11 protein-coding genes are annotated in these 14,283 nt (G+C 65.9%); 6 read left to right on the forward strand and 5 right to left on the reverse strand.

Annotation, left to right across the window (positions count from 1 at the left end):
* Positions 1-2: 2 nt before the first annotated feature.
* A complete protein-coding gene (locus GGR90_RS07205; RefSeq protein ID WP_167920645.1) occupies positions 3-1,181 on the reverse strand; it encodes an efflux RND transporter periplasmic adaptor subunit in 1,179 nt (392 codons plus the stop codon).
* 382 nt (positions 1,182-1,563) lie between these two features.
* Here GGR90_RS07205 and GGR90_RS07210 point away from each other — a divergent pair, with 382 nt between their 5' ends.
* Together GGR90_RS07210 and GGR90_RS07215 are read left to right on the forward strand one after the other, a co-directional pair.
* Positions 1,564-4,146, forward strand: a complete 2,583-nt coding sequence (locus tag GGR90_RS07210; protein ID WP_167920646.1) for a TonB-dependent receptor — start codon at positions 1,564-1,566, stop codon at positions 4,144-4,146.
* A 20-nt stretch (positions 4,147-4,166) separates the two neighbouring features.
* Entirely contained in the window at positions 4,167-5,855 is a 1,689-nt protein-coding gene (locus GGR90_RS07215; protein WP_167920647.1) for a hypothetical protein, read from the forward strand.
* A 3-nt stretch (positions 5,856-5,858) separates the two neighbouring features.
* On the opposite strand, the gene GGR90_RS07220 is transcribed toward GGR90_RS07215, so the two are convergent.
* The gene (locus GGR90_RS07220) at positions 5,859-6,914 is read right to left on the reverse strand and encodes a LacI family DNA-binding transcriptional regulator (RefSeq protein WP_167920648.1); all 1,056 of its coding nucleotides are present in this window, start codon (positions 6,912-6,914) and stop codon (positions 5,859-5,861) included.
* Between the two features lie 171 nt (positions 6,915-7,085).
* On the opposite strand from GGR90_RS07220, the gene kduI reads away from it, so the two are divergent.
* The 4 genes from kduI (at position 7,086) to GGR90_RS07240 (ending at position 11,335) form a co-directional block, all read left to right on the forward strand.
* Positions 7,086-7,928, forward strand: a complete 843-nt coding sequence (gene kduI / locus GGR90_RS07225; protein WP_167920649.1) for a 5-dehydro-4-deoxy-D-glucuronate isomerase — start codon at positions 7,086-7,088, stop codon at positions 7,926-7,928.
* The gene (gene kduD, locus GGR90_RS07230) at positions 7,928-8,683 is read left to right on the forward strand and encodes a 2-dehydro-3-deoxy-D-gluconate 5-dehydrogenase KduD (RefSeq protein WP_167920650.1); all 756 of its coding nucleotides are present in this window, start codon (positions 7,928-7,930) and stop codon (positions 8,681-8,683) included. The genes kduI and kduD overlap by 1 nt, the downstream gene beginning before the upstream one ends.
* A 128-nt stretch (positions 8,684-8,811) precedes the next feature.
* Positions 8,812-9,822 (forward strand): sugar kinase, encoded by a 1,011-nt coding sequence (locus tag GGR90_RS07235; RefSeq protein ID WP_245198428.1) that lies wholly within the window; start codon positions 8,812-8,814, stop codon positions 9,820-9,822.
* Positions 9,809-11,335: a carboxylesterase/lipase family protein gene (locus tag GGR90_RS07240; protein WP_167920652.1), complete on the forward strand. Its 1,527-nt coding sequence runs from the start codon at positions 9,809-9,811 to the stop codon at positions 11,333-11,335. The genes GGR90_RS07235 and GGR90_RS07240 overlap by 14 nt, the downstream gene beginning before the upstream one ends.
* A gap of 7 nt (positions 11,336-11,342) precedes the next feature.
* On the opposite strand, the gene GGR90_RS07245 is transcribed toward GGR90_RS07240, so the two are convergent.
* Genes GGR90_RS07245 through GGR90_RS07255 form a run of 3 tightly spaced genes read right to left on the reverse strand, consistent with a single transcriptional unit; the run spans position 11,343 to position 14,091 of the window.
* On the reverse strand, positions 11,343-12,314 hold the full coding sequence (locus GGR90_RS07245) for an alpha/beta hydrolase (protein ID WP_167920653.1): 972 nt from the start codon (positions 12,312-12,314) through the stop codon (positions 11,343-11,345).
* Entirely contained in the window at positions 12,311-12,715 is a 405-nt protein-coding gene (locus GGR90_RS07250) for a cupin domain-containing protein (RefSeq protein ID WP_209023580.1), read from the reverse strand. The genes GGR90_RS07245 and GGR90_RS07250 overlap by 4 nt, the downstream gene beginning before the upstream one ends.
* Positions 12,712-14,091 (reverse strand): pectate lyase family protein, encoded by a 1,380-nt coding sequence (locus GGR90_RS07255; RefSeq protein WP_167920654.1) that lies wholly within the window; start codon positions 14,089-14,091, stop codon positions 12,712-12,714. Before GGR90_RS07255 ends, GGR90_RS07250 begins: the two co-directional genes overlap by 4 nt.
* Between the last annotated feature and the right edge of the window lie 192 nt (positions 14,092-14,283).

The following is a 14,283-nucleotide window of genomic DNA, read 5'->3' on the forward strand; positions in this document are numbered from 1 at the left end:
CGCTACTTGCCCTTCGCCTTGGCGCTTTCGCCTTTCGGCGCGCCGACGCGCTGCGCGCTGCTCGCCGGCACGGGGCGGATCGCCGCGCCCTGCCGCAGGTTTCCGATCCCCTGCGAGATGACGCGTTCGCCGGGTTTCAGCCCCTCGGTGACGACCCAGTTGGCGCCCGAGGTGCGGTCGGCGACGATCTTGCGCCGCACCGCCTTATTGTCCTTGCCGACGAGATAGACGAAGGCCGAACCGTCGAAATCGCGCTGCACGGCCGGCTGCGGCAGCAGGATCGCCGACGGGTTCACCGCCTGGTCGAACATCGCGGTCACGAACATGCCGGGCAAGAGCACGCCCTTGGGATTGGGGAAACGCGCGCGCAGCGTCACGGTGCCGGTCGCTTCGTTGACCGTGACGTCCGAAAACTGGACCGTCCCGGCAAAACCATAGCGGCTGCCGTCCTCGAGGCGCAGGCGCACCGACGTGCTGCCGGCGGTGACCCCGCCGCTTTCGATCGCCTGGCGCAGCGCGGTGAGCTCGGCGCTCGACTGTTGCATATCGACGAACATCGGGTCGGTCTGCTGGATCACCGCGAGCGGGGTCGCCTGGCTCGCGCTGACCAGTGCGCCCGGGGTGACGAGGCTGCGTCCGATGCGGCCGCTGATCGGTGCGGCGATCGTCGCGAAGCGCAGGTTGATGCGCGCGGTTTCGAGCGCGGCGGCGTTTTGCGCGACCGCGGCGCGCGCCATCCGCGCCTGCGCGAGCGCGTCGGTATAATCCTGTTCGGCGACCGCCTGCATCTTGGCGAGCGGTTCGAGGCGGCGCGCGCGTTCCTCGGCCGCCTCGGCGCTCGCCCGCGCGCTCGCAAGGTTCGCGGCCGCCTGATCGACCCCGGCCTGATAGAGGCGCGCGTCGATCTGGTAGAGCGGCTCGCCGGCGCGCACCAGGCTTCCCTCGGTAAACAGGCGGCGGCGGATCAGGCCGTTCACCTGCGGCCGCACTTCGCTCGTTTCATAAGCGACGGTGCGTCCGCCGAGCGAGGTGGTGACGGGCACCGGCTGGACGGCGGCGGTGACATAGCCGACCTCGGGCGCGCCGCGACCGCCCCTGTCCTCTTCGGCGGAGCAGGCGGCAAGCGACAGGGCGATGGCACACAGGGCTCCGGCACGAAGCAGCGGCCTCTTGTCCAGCATGGGGTTAGTCTCGTTTCAAGTCGGAACGGGGGAGGATTGGCGCCTATTCAGCCGATTGCCCCCGCGCTGGCAAGCCCCATGGACGCGATGCGACAATTTGCGACAATTTTTCCGCCGCGCCTGTGACGAGGTTTCCGATCCGCAAAGTTGTCATACCAATGGGATAGTTGTCATACAATTTTTGCTTGACAGCAACTCGCTCTTTCCCGCATCATTCGTGACACCGGTTACCGAAGCCGGACAATGAAACATAAAGATGACGGCCGGTCGGCTCCGAAGCCAGCCCTGGTCGCGATCCGTGGGAAATGGGGCGTGGGCTGCAGGCCCGGGCCAAGGTGGGAGGATGGACATGGCTATTCAGGCAAGACGAGGCATTGGAATAGTGGCGAAGCTCGCGGGCGGCGCATCGCTCGCCGCGCTGGCGATAACGCCCGTGCATGCGCAGGATGCGGCGGCCGCGCAGACTGAAGAGGATGCGATCGTCGTCACCGGCATCCGCGCTTCGCTCGCACAGGGGGCCGACATCAAGCGCGAGGCCGATCAGCTTCTCGACGTCATCACCGCCGAAGACGTGGGCAAGCTTCCCGACGCCAACGTCGCCGAGGCGCTCCAGCGCGTCACCGGCGTCCAGATCACCCGCGTCTTCGGCGAAGGCCAGTCGGTGTCGGTGCGCGGACTGCAACAGGTTCGCGTCGAAGTCGACGGCCGCACGCTTCTCGGCTGGTCGGCGCGGCTGTCGCCGCCCGAAAACGACCAGCTCGGCCGCTCGTCGGGGCTCGACTCGGTGCCGTCGAGCCTGTTCGGCCGCCTCGAAGTCCGCAAATCGCCGCTCGCGAGTCAGGCCGAGGGCGGGCTCGGGGGTACGGTCAACCTGGTCACCCCGAAGCCGCTGAACTTCAAGGAGCCGACGATTTCGCTGCGCGCGCAGGGCGTCTATTCGGAGAATAGCGACAAGTTCGAACCCGCGATCACCGGTTTCGCGACGACCAAGTTCGCCGACGGCCGCATCGGCGTCATGCTAGCGGGCGAATATCAGAAGCGCACCTCGACGACGCAGGCGTTCGAACGCAACAATTTCCTCGACCGCAATTATACCGCCGGCGGGACGACGACGGTTCAGCAGACGCCGGTGCTGCTGCAATATGAACAATTCACCGTCGACCGCTCGCGGCTCGGCCTCAACGGCGCGATCCAGTTCGAAGTCACCCCCGAATTCACGGTCACCGCCGACGCGCTCTATTCGAAGCTCAAGACCGGGCGCCGACAGGATTTCTTCGCCTTCCGCCTGCCCACCGGCGCCAATCCGGTGGCCAACCCCGTCGTCGAGAACGGCATGGTCGTCGCGGGCGATGCGAACGGCACCGTCACCACCGCGGGGCAGATCCGCAACGAGCCGACCGAAAGCTTTCTCTATGGGCTCAACGGCAAATATGAGAGCGACGGGCTGACGATCGAGGCCGACGGCTATTACAGCAAGGGCACGATCGACCAGACGATCCAGATCATCACCTTGCAAGGGACGGCGGCAGTTCCTGGCGCGTTCGATTTCCGCGACGTTACCATTCCCTCGCTGACGCTCGGCGGGACGTTCGACCCGGCCGATTACGCTTCCTACAACCCCGCGAACAATGGCGTGCGCAGCAACCGCCTGCTCGGCCTGCTCGAGGAATGGACCGGCAAGCTCGACGTCGCTTACGAAGCCGGCGGCGGCGTCACGATCGCGGCGGGGGTGCGCTACACCGATCTCCACGCGCGCTCGAACGCTTTCCGCAGCCAGGTCACCCCGACCCGCGAAGAGATCGAGCCCTATCTGCGGGGGGTCGATGCGGGCGACTTCCTGTCCGACATTCCGGGCACTTTCCCGAACAGCTTCCTGAGCACCGCGCCCACCTACGACTATGTTTTCAATCGTGGGCAGGCGGCGCAGCCCAATCCCGATCCCGACGGCCGCTCGACCCTGCTCCCCAACCTCCAGCGCGACTATGACTTCAGCGAAAAAACGCTCGCGGGCTATCTGATGGTGTCGGGCGAGGGCGAGATCGCGGGCATATCGTACAAGGCCAACGCCGGGGTGCGTATCGCGTCGACCCGCCTGTCGGTCGACAGCTATGTCAATGTCGGCGCGGTCAGCACGCTGCGCAACGACCGGAATCGCTACACCAATATACTGCCGAGCGCGAACATCGCCTTCAACGTCACCGACGATTTCCTGATCCGCGTGTCGGGGTCGCAGACGATGCAGCGCGCCTCGATCGCCGACCTCGCGCCGTCGACCTTCTTCAACGCGACCAACCTGTCGGTCACCGGCGGCAATGTGAATCTCGAACCGCCGATCGCGACGCAGGCCGATGTCAGCTTCGAATATTATACGGGGAAAAGCTCGCTGATCTCGGGCGCGGTCTTCTACAAGGACGTCAAGAATTTCATCGCGAGCTTCGTCACCACCGGAGTCGATCTCGATCTCGACGATCAAGGCCGCGAGCTGACCTTCTCGCGCCCCGAAAATCTGGCGAGCGCCAAGATCAAGGGATTCGAGATCGGCATCCAGCAGTTCATGGACTTCCTGCCCTCGCCGCTCGACGGCTTCGGCGTGATCGCCAACTACACTTACTCGGATGCCGAGGATAATGCCGGCTTCCCGCTCGTCGCGGTGTCGAAGAACAGCTACAACCTCGTCGGCCTGTACGAGAAGGGGCCATTTTCGGCGCGCATCGCCTATAATTATCGCGACGAGGCGGTGTTCGAATTTTCGCAAGGACGCCCGAGCTTCGTCGGTTCGCGCTCGCAGCTCGACGCGCAGCTCGGGGTCGACATCACCCCGAATATCGCGCTGTCGCTTCAGGCGCAGAATCTGATGCCGAAGAAATCGGCGACGAGCGAGTATAGCAATTTCAACCCGACCGCGCTCAACAGCTATGCCCTGTCCGAGCGGCGTTTCTCGGTCGGGGTGCGCGCGAAGTTTTAGAGGTCACAAGGAGTTATCGGGTGGTGGTTTCGGTTGGTCGGCGTGCGCGCCTCGTTTCGGTTTTGGCGCTGGGCGCGGCGCTGATTTTTCCCGCGCAGGCGCAGGCGCAGGCAGGGAAATTGCCCAAAATCCTCTCGGACCCCGCGACGGCGGCGGCGAATCCGCTGCCCGACTTCAGCTATGCGGGTTATGGCTTCGGCCTCGCGCCTATCCCCGCCGATGCCGGGACGGTTATCGAGGTGACCGACCATGGCGCGATCCCCGACGACGGGCTCGACGATACCAAGGCGGTGCTCCGCGCGCTTGCCGCCGCCAATGCGGTGAAGGGCAAGGTGACGCTGCGTTTCCCGAAGGGGCGCACGCAGATCACCGAGGTGCTGCGGATCGCGCGTAGCGACATCGTCCTCGACGGTGCGGGCGACGGCCCCGGCGGCAGCGAGCTCTGGTTTCCGCGCCCGCTGAAGCTGATCGACCAGAGCCACGATTATGACGAGCTGCGCGAATATCTGGTGCGCGAAAAGAAGCAGCAGGTCGAGCCCGAGCATAATATCGATTATCTGTTCACCGAATATAGCTGGGCGGGCGGGATGATCCGCGTCGCGCCTGAGGGCAGCCGGCCGGTCTCCTATGACGCGGCGAAGGACGTGCGCGACCCGGTGCTCGCGACCGGTGTGTCGGGCAAGCAATTCACCCGCACGCTGACGGTCGACGACGCGGCGAAGCTCAAGGTCGGCGATGTCGTCCAGGTTCAATGGTTTTCGGTCGACGGACCAAAGAGCCAGATATTGAAATCGCTCTATGGCGACACCGACCTGCCGATCGGCTCGCACCACTGGACCTCGCCCAACCGGCCGGTCGTCGTGCAGGCGACGCGTGTTACTGCCGTGCGCGGGCGAACGGTGACGCTCGGCGATCCCTTGCTTCACGACGTTCGCGCGGACCAGCCCGCGGTCGTCGCCGATTGGAAGCATCTCTCAAACGTCGGCATCCAGAATATGCGGCTGCAGTTCCCCGAGGCGCCGGCGTTCGGCCATCATCTGGAGCAGGGTTATAACGGCATCTATATGACCGGCGTGTTCGACGGCTGGATAAGCGGGCTGACGATCGACCGGTCGGACAGCGGCATCCTCACCGACAATGCGGCGAGCCTGACGATCGCCGACATCATAACGACGGGCGACCGCCGCGCGCATTATTCGGTGCATGTCGGCGCGGTGCACAATGTGCTCGTCAAAAATTTGAAGGTTGCGAATCCGGTGGTCCACCCGGTCAGCATCAACACGCGCTCGACGCGCTCGGTGTTCCTGCGCTCGGTCGTCGACCGCGATGCGATCATCGATCAGCACAGCGGGTCGAACCATCAGAATCTGTTCGACGCGATCGAGATGCACATCGATCCCGAACAGGGCAAGGACGGCTGGCAGTATCAGCTCTGGGTCGGCGGCGGCGCGCCTTATTGGAAGCCGGGGCATGGCCTCTACAATACGTTATGGAATGCGAAGCTGGTGATGCCCGAAAACATTCCCGCCGACGCGACGGTGGCGATCACGAGCGGGCTCGAAGGGCCGGGCGAGCGGATCGTCGGGCTGCACGCAAACCGGAAGATCCGGGTCAGCTACAATCCTGCGCCTTATATCGAAGGCACAGGGCAGGCGGTCGACGCCGCGCCGTCGCTATACGAATATCAGCTCGCGCGCCGCCGGCGCTGACGCCTAACGCCCCGGCGGCGCAGCGACCGACTGGCGCTCGACGAAGGTCGAGGCGAGCACATTGCTCTCGTCGCCTGCCGCCTTGGCGCCCGGCCCGAGGAAATCGGGAACGAGCGTCTGGGCAGCGCGGATGCCCATTTCGCGGATCGGCCAGCGCACCGTGCTGAGCGCGGGCCAGATATGCGTCGCGGTCGGGCTGTCGTCGAAGCCGATGATCGACAGTTCGCCGGGCACCTTGATGCCCTTGCTGTGCGCGACGCTCATCAGCCCAGCCGCCATCTCGTCGTTCGAACAGAAGACCGCGGTCGGCGGCGCGCTGAGCGACAGAAGCGCCTCGCCCGCCTCGATCCCCGCGGTGTAGCGATAATTGCCTGGCGCATAGAGTTCGGCGGCAAGCTCAAGCCCCGCCTGGGCGAGCGCCTCGCGGAACCCCTCTTCGCGCTCGGCCGCCGAGCGGAAGCCGACGGGGCCGCGCACGAAGCCGATACGGCGGTGGCCGAATGCGAGGAGCCCGCGCACCGCCTCGGCGACGACCTCGCGGTCGTTCGACGAGATGCAATGCTTGGCATCGTCGATCCGCGCCGACCCGATGCGGACATAGCGCACGCCGAGATCCTCGCAGAGCGCGGCGAGATCGTCATTTTCCGAGATCGGCGGCAGCAGCATCGCGCCGATCGGCCGCTGCTTTTCGAGGAAGGTGCGGACGTCCTCAAGCATCTTGTCCGACCCGCGGTCGACGGGGCGGACGAGCAGCGCGAGGTCGCTGTCCTTGATCGCGTCGAGCACCCCGCGCTGGAAGTTCAGCACCGTCTGCGCGTTCGGATTGTCGTGGAGCAGCGCGATCAGGAAGTTACGGCGAAAGGCAAGCGCGCGCGCCTGCGGATTGGGAACGAAGCCGAGCTGTTCGATCGCCTTTTCGACCGCCGCGCGCGTCTTGTCGGTCAGGAATTCGGACCGGTTGATCACCCGGCTCACGGTCTTTTTCGACACTCCCGCAAGGGCCGCGACATCGTTGATCGTCGGCTGCTTGCCCCCCGGCCCCTTATTCTGTGCCGCCATATTCGCTCTTTCCCCTGCGGGGCCTCTGGCCAGGCTCGCGCTTTATTTGTTGATGGGCGCTCGAACGGGTAAAATCAACTGCCCGGCGCGGGCGCCAACACCCCTTGACACCGGTTACCATCAAAACTAGCAAGGCGGCAAGCCAGAAATCTCGAGCGAGGATGCGATCCCATGTTTTCCAAGACCTATTACGCCACCCACCCCGTGATGATGGAAGAGGTGTCGAACGCCGAGCTGCGCGATCGCTACCTCATCCAGAATCTGTTCCGCGAGGGGGAATGCGTCCTCAACTACACCCACGCCGACCGCTTCGTGATCGGCGGCGTCGCCGTCGGTTCGGCGCCGGTCAAGCTGCCGGCGCAAAGCGAGCCGCCTTCGGCTGCGGGCCACCCCTTCCTCGAACGCCGCGAGCTCGCCATCGTCAACGTCTCGTTGGTCGAAGGCACGGTCACCGTCGACGGCGAGAGCTTCACGCTGGGCAACAAGGATTGCCTCTATGTGACGATGGGCGCGAAAGACGTCACCTTCGCAGGGCAGGGCGCGCGTTTCTATCTGGCGTCGTGCCCGGCGCACAAGGCGTTCACGACGCGCAAGCTCGGCATCGCCGACGCCAATGCGCTCGATCGTGGCAGCCTCGCCGAATCGAACGAGCGCACGATCTTCCAACTCGTGATTCCGGGCGTGTGCGACAGCGCGCAGCTCGTCATGGGCCTGACCGTGCTCAAGGAAGGCAGCGTGTGGAACACGATGCCGCCGCACATTCACGAGCGGCGCAGCGAGATTTATTTCTATTTCGAGCTCGACAATGTCGATACCGACCGCGTGATGCACTTCATGGGCGAGGGCGAGGCGACGCGCCACATCGTCATGCAGAATGAGGAAGCGGTGATCAGTCCGCCCTGGTCGATCCATATGGGCGCGGGCACCAAATCCTATGCCTTCATCTGGGCGATGGCGGGCGAGAATCAGGATTATACCGACATGAACGTCCTCGACATCTGTCAGCTGTCCTGATGCCCGGCGTTTTCGACCTCACGGGAAAAGTCGCACTCGTCACCGGCGCCAACACCGGCATCGGGCAGGGGATCGCGCTCGCGCTCGCCGAAGCCGGCGCCGACATCGCCGCCGCGGGCCGCTCGCCCGCCGACGAGACCGTCGGCAAGATACGCGGGCTCGGCCGGAAAGGCGAAAATTTCGCCGCCGACCTGTCGAGCGTCGGCGCGGTGCAGCCGCTCGTCGACGCGGTGCTCGCTGAGTTCGGCCGCATCGACATCCTCGTCAACAATGCCGGCATCATCCGCCGCGCCGACGCGGTCGACTTCACCGAGGCCGACTGGGACGCGGTGATGGACACCAATTTGAAGACGCTCTTTTTTCTCTGCCAGAGCGTCGGCCGTCATATGATCGCGCGCGGTTCGGGAAAGATCATCAACATCGCCTCGATGCTGACCTTTCAGGGCGGCATTCGCGTGCCGAGCTATACCGCGTCGAAGTCGGGCGTCGGCGGGCTGACCAAGCTGCTCGCGAACGAATGGGCGGCGAAGGGCGTGCAGGTCAATGCGATCGCGCCCGGCTATATCGCGACGAACAACACCGCCGCGCTACAGGGCGACGAGACGCGCAACCGCCAGATCATGGAGCGCATCCCCGCGGGGCGCTGGGGCGATCCCAGCGATATCGGCGGCGCCGCGGTGTTCCTCGCGTCGTCGGCGTCGGACTATGTTCAGGGCCATATCCTCGCCGTCGACGGCGGCTGGCTCGCGCGATAACGAGAAGCGCCTCAAAAATTTCCGTTCGCCCTGAGCTTGTCGAAGGGCTGTCCTCATCTTGAATGGCCGGAAGGAAGAACGGTGCTTCGACAAGCTCAGCACGAACGGATTTGGGGAAGGACGTCATCTTGAACGGTCGCCTTGTCTTTTTCGGCGAACTTCTGATCCGCCTGAACGCGCCGGGCAATGAACTGCTCATGCAGTCGCCGTCGCTGTCGCTTCACGTCGGCGGCGCCGAGGCCAATGTCGCGATCGGCCTCGCGCACCTCGGTCACGACTGCGCGATGGTGAGCAAAATTCCCTCGAACGCACTGGGCCGCGGCGCGGTGGCGGCGGTGCGCGGCGCGGGCGTCGACTGCGCCGCCGTCACGCTTCATCCGGGGCGCATGGGGCTTTATTTCCTCAGCGTCGGCGCGGGGCTGCGCGCTTCGGAAATCGTCTACGACCGCGCCGGATCGAGCTTCGCGGCGACCGGGGCGGAGGATTATGACTTCGACGGATTGCTCGAGGGCGCCGGCCTGCTCCACCTCTCGGGCATCACTCCCGCACTCGGGCCGCGCTCGGCCGAGGCGGCGCTCGGCGCAGCGCGCGCGGCGAAGCGGCTCGGGGTGCCCGTCAGCTTCGACGGCAATTATCGCGCGATGCTGTGGGAGGCGTGGGACAGCGACCCGCGCACGATCCTCTCCGAACTGATCGGCAGCGCCGACATCCTCTTCGGCAACCACCGCGACCTGTCGCTCGTGCTCGGGCGCGAATTCAGCGGCGAGGGCGCGGACCGGCGCCGCGAAGCCGCCGAAGCGGGTTTTGCCGCCTTCCCCGACCTCAAGCTCATCGCCTCGACCGCGCGCCATACGGCCACCGCCGACCATCACCGGATCGCGGCGCGCGTCGACCTTCGCAACTCCTGCCACCAGACCGCCGAGATCGACGTCACCGGCATCGTCGACCGCATCGGGGCGGGCGACGCCTTTGCCGCGGGCGTGCTGCACGCGCATCTCGGTGGCGGCGATGCACGCGCGATGGCCGAATCGGGCCTCGCGCTCACCTGCCTCAAACATTCGCTGCCCGGCGATGCGAGCCGCTTCGGACAGGGTGACATCGACGTCTTCCACGGCGGCGGGCTCGATGTCCGGCGCTGACACGATCGGCCGCCGCGCTGTTCTGGCGGGCGGCATCGCGCTGGCGGCATCCGCCGCCGCCCGGCCGGCGATCGCAGCGCAGGAGGAGTATGTCGCGACGCGCCGGCTCAAGGCGCCCGATGGCGAATATCGCAGCCGAAGCTGGCACAATGCGCCGCCCGAAGTCTATTGCTATGCAGGCATCCGCTATGCCCGCGCGGAGCGCTTCTGCGCGCCGGTCGCGGTTCGCCGCGCCGAGCAGATGACCGGGGGTGGCTTCGGCCCCGCCTGCCCGCAAAGGGGCGACCGCTATCGGCCGCAAAGCGAGGATTGCCTGTTCCTCAACGTCTGGACGCCGGGCATTGAGAAAGCGGCGAAGCGCCCCGTCATGGTCTATTTCCACGGTGGCGCCTATTCGGCCGGCAGCGTGACCGACCCGGTCAATGATGGCGCAAAGCTCGCGGCGCGCGGCGACGTCGTCGTGGTGACCGTTAACCACCGCCTCAACGCGTTCGGCTATCTCTATCTCGCTCGGCTCGATCCGCGCTTTCCCGACAGCGGAAACGCGGGACAGCTCGACTTGATCGCGGCGCTGCAATGGATCGAGCGCAACATCGCGGCCTTCGGCGGCGACCCGGGCAACGTCACCGTCTTCGGCCAGTCGGGCGGCGGCGCGAAGATCGCGACCCTGATGGCGATGCCGCAAGCGAAGAGCCTGTTCCACAAGGCGATCACGATGAGCGGGCAGCAGGTCACCGCCTCGGGCCCGCTCAACGCGACGAAGCGCGCGCAGGCGTTTTTGGCCAAGCTGGGGCAGGGCGTCGACCCCGCGACAGCCCCCGTCGAGCAACTCGTCGCGGCGCTGTCGGCGACCGACCCGATCCTCGGCGGCTCGGTCTATATGGGGCCGGTGCTAGACATGAAGCATCTGACGCGCCACCCCTTCTGGCCCGACGCCGCGCCGCAGTCGCTCGGCATTCCGATGATGCTCGGCAACACGGTGATGGAAACGCGCGCTTTTTATGCGCCCGATGGCAAGCAGCTTGCGGGGCTCGACTTCGACAATCTCGCCGCCAGGATCGCGCCCGAGATGCGGATCGACATCCATCCCGAATGGGTGGTGGGAGAGTTTCGCGCGCGTTACCCGAAAACCGAACCGCTCGAACTGTTCCACCGTATCGTCACCGCCGCACGCAGCTGGCGCGGGCAGGTCGAGGAGGCCGAAGCGCGCGCCCGTGCCGGGGCGCCGGCTTTCGTCTATCAGCTCGATTTCGAGGACGCGAAGCACACCGACGATATCGGTCTCAGCTTCGGCACGATGCCCGATCCGACCCCGGCGCAGCAGGCGATGAGCGACCGCGTCATGGACGCCTTCGTCCGCTTCGCGCACACCGGCGATCCGGGTTGGCCTGCCTATGATCTGGCCAAGCGCCAGACGATGATTTTCGATACCGCAAGCCGTGTCGAAAATGATCCGCGCCAGTGGGAACGCGAGCTGTTCGCGCGTGTGCCCTACATCCAGCCTGGGACATGACGGGGTGTCAAACGATCGTGTGGCTTCCGAGCCAGTTCCACAGCAGCTCGGGCCAGATCGCAACGGGCAGGCCCGCGCTCTTCATCAGCCCGAAGCCATGCCCGCCGCGCTCGAAGAAATGGGCTTCGACCGGCGCGCCGACGCTGCGCGTCGCTTCGCGTAGCCGGGCGCTGTTTTCGACCTTCACGACATCATCATCCTCGGCGTGGAGCAGCCAGAGCGGCGGCTGGTCGGCGCGGACATTGCGTTCGGGCGAGTAGAGTTTTTCGCGCGCCGCACCGGCATCCGTCCCGATCAGCTTTTCGCGGCTCATCGCATGGGCGATCGCGGGGTCCATCGACACGACGGGGTAAATGGCGGCGAGCGCATCGGGGCGCGCGGACAACGCGTCGGCCGCATCGACCGGCGCATAGACCTTCGCGTCAAAGCGCGTGAGCAGGCTCGTCGCGACCTGTCCGCCCGCCGAAAAGCCGCCGAAGGCGACGCGCGCCGGATCGATCCGGTCGATCTTCGCGCGGCTGCGCACCAGCCGCACCGCGCGCTGCGCATCGGCGAGCGGCACGTCGGCGCCGTTCGTCCAGCCGTCGCCGGGCAGGCGATAGAAGAGGACATAGACGGTAACGCCGCGTTCCTTCAGCCAGCGCGCGAGTTCATAGCCTTCCTTGTCGACCACGACATAGCGATAGCCGCCGCCGGGCGCGAGGATCACCGCCGCGCCATTGGGCTTGGCCGGACGGAAGATGTCGAGCCGCGGGCGCGTGATACCCTCGAGCATCCGGTCGCTGGCATTCGGATCCTCGCTCCGCTGCACGACCTTTTCGACAAGCCCCGCAGGCGGAACGACATGGGCTTCAGGCCAGAGCGCGATGCTCGCGTCGGGGGTCAGGCCGGCGGGCCGCGTCCAGACTTCGCGCGCCGCCGCGCTCGCGAAGGGCAGCGCGAGGCCGGCGGTCAGCAGCGCGCGGCGGCCGACGGTCATTGCCCAGCCACCTTGTTCGGATAGGCGATAATCAGCACCAGCGGCTCGCCGCCCGTCTGGCGAATGCCGACCTTGGCGCCCTTGTAGAGCCACGCCGCGGTCCCGGCCGTCAGCGCCTTCTCCTCGCCGTCCGAATGGACGATGCCGGTGCCCGACAGGACATAATAAATCTCGTCATGGCCGATTGCGTGGACGCCGATCGCGGCGCCGACGTGCAGCGCGCGCTTGCGGAATTCGAAGCTGCGCGGTGCGGGGACGGCGTCGCTGATCCGGTACGCGGTCGACATGCCGATTCGCCCATGCGGCGGCGCTTCCTCGCGCACCGTCGCCGCTTCGTCGATCACGACCATCGCGGGGGCGGCGCCGGCGCTCGCGAGCAACGCGGCGAGCAGTGCGCTCATTGCGCCTCTCCGCGCGACGCGCGGTCGCGCGCCGACAGATGCTCTTGCGGCAGCGGCGCGGTCTGGCCGGGGTAACGGCCCGATTTCGGTTCCATCGTCGCGAGGTTCCAATCCTTTTCGACGAAGGGCGCGCGCACCGGCGCTGCGACCTTCGGATAGGCGCTGACCTCCTTTTCGTCGTCGATGATGTCGCCGCGCCCCTCGGCGACGAAGAAGAGGATGCGAATCTCCTCGGTATCGCGCGCCCACGGCCGCGCCCCCGCGGTCGCCAGCAGCGCGGTTTCGACATCGCGCACCGGCAGGATAGTATAACCGCCGACCGGCGCGAGCGGCGCCTTGGCGCGGATCAGTTTCGCTTGCGTCTCGCCATAGCGGCCGAACTCGGGAAGCGCATTGCCGTGGCGATCGACCGCCAGATTGTCGCGGCCATAATATTCGAGGTCGCCGTCGCCGCCGAGCATCAGAAAGGGCAGGCCCTCGTCGGTGTCGTTGCCGCCGCGCATGACATTGCCGATCGCGGTGATCTGTCCGGCGACATAATCATGCCCGACCCATTCGAGGTTCATCAGATTATAATGCACCGCGCGGTGTCCGGGGTTATAGATCAGATTGTTGATCATCAGCGCCTGTCCGCCCCCCTTGATCAGCGGATTGCGCTCGACATTATGCGCCCAGACGTTGCGGTAAAAGACGATGCCCGTCGCATTGTCATGGATCAGCGACCCCTTGCTATGCTCGCCCTTGGGATGGCTCGCGTCGGCGAGGCCCTCGGCGGCGAGATTGTTCGAGAAGCTGATGTTGTGGCTCGTCCCCTGACGCCATTCCGCAACGCTCTTGCCGGTGAAGCGCGGGCCCGACGCCGACATATTCTCGTCGATCCCCCACAGGAAGGTGCAATGATCGACGATGACATTGTGCGCCGCGACGGTCGAAAAAGTGTCGGCTTCCCACCCGCTGCGCTTCGGTTGGTCGTCGACGCCGGTATAGACGCGCAGGTGGCGCATCACGACGTCGTGCGTCTTCACGTCGATGCCGGTGCGGATGAGGGTGATCCCCGGTCCCGGCGCGGTTTGCCCGGCGATCGTCAGATAGGGATGTTTGATCTCGATCGTCTTGCGGCCCATGTCGATCACGCCGCCGACCTCGAACACGATGATGCGCGGCCCCGGCGTTTCGATCGCCGCCTTCAGCGACCCGGGGCCATCGGGCGCGAGCGTCGTCACGCGCAGGATCTTGCCGCCGCGCCCGCCCGGCGTCGCGGCGGCCGGACCGACCGCGCCGGGGAAGGCCGATGGGGCGGCTTCCGCCGCCAATGCCGGCGCGGCCGGCATCGCAAGCGCCAGAAAAAGCGCAGTTATCCAAGGTTTCCGGCGCATATCTCTCTCCCCATTCTTTAACTATTGACACGGCTGCCCGTATCCTTCAATCTTCCTGACACCGGTTACCCCAATCGGTCAACGAGAAAATAATTCCAAGGGAGAGGGTCTGATCCGGTTCGTCGCGTCCAGCGACGGCCGTCATCGCTCTCTGAAAAATCGACGGATGAAGCGATTAGCCAAATCACTTCG

Source organism: Sphingopyxis italica, from assembly GCF_011926545.1.
GTDB classification, from domain to species: Bacteria; Pseudomonadota; Alphaproteobacteria; order Sphingomonadales; family Sphingomonadaceae; genus Sphingopyxis; species Sphingopyxis italica.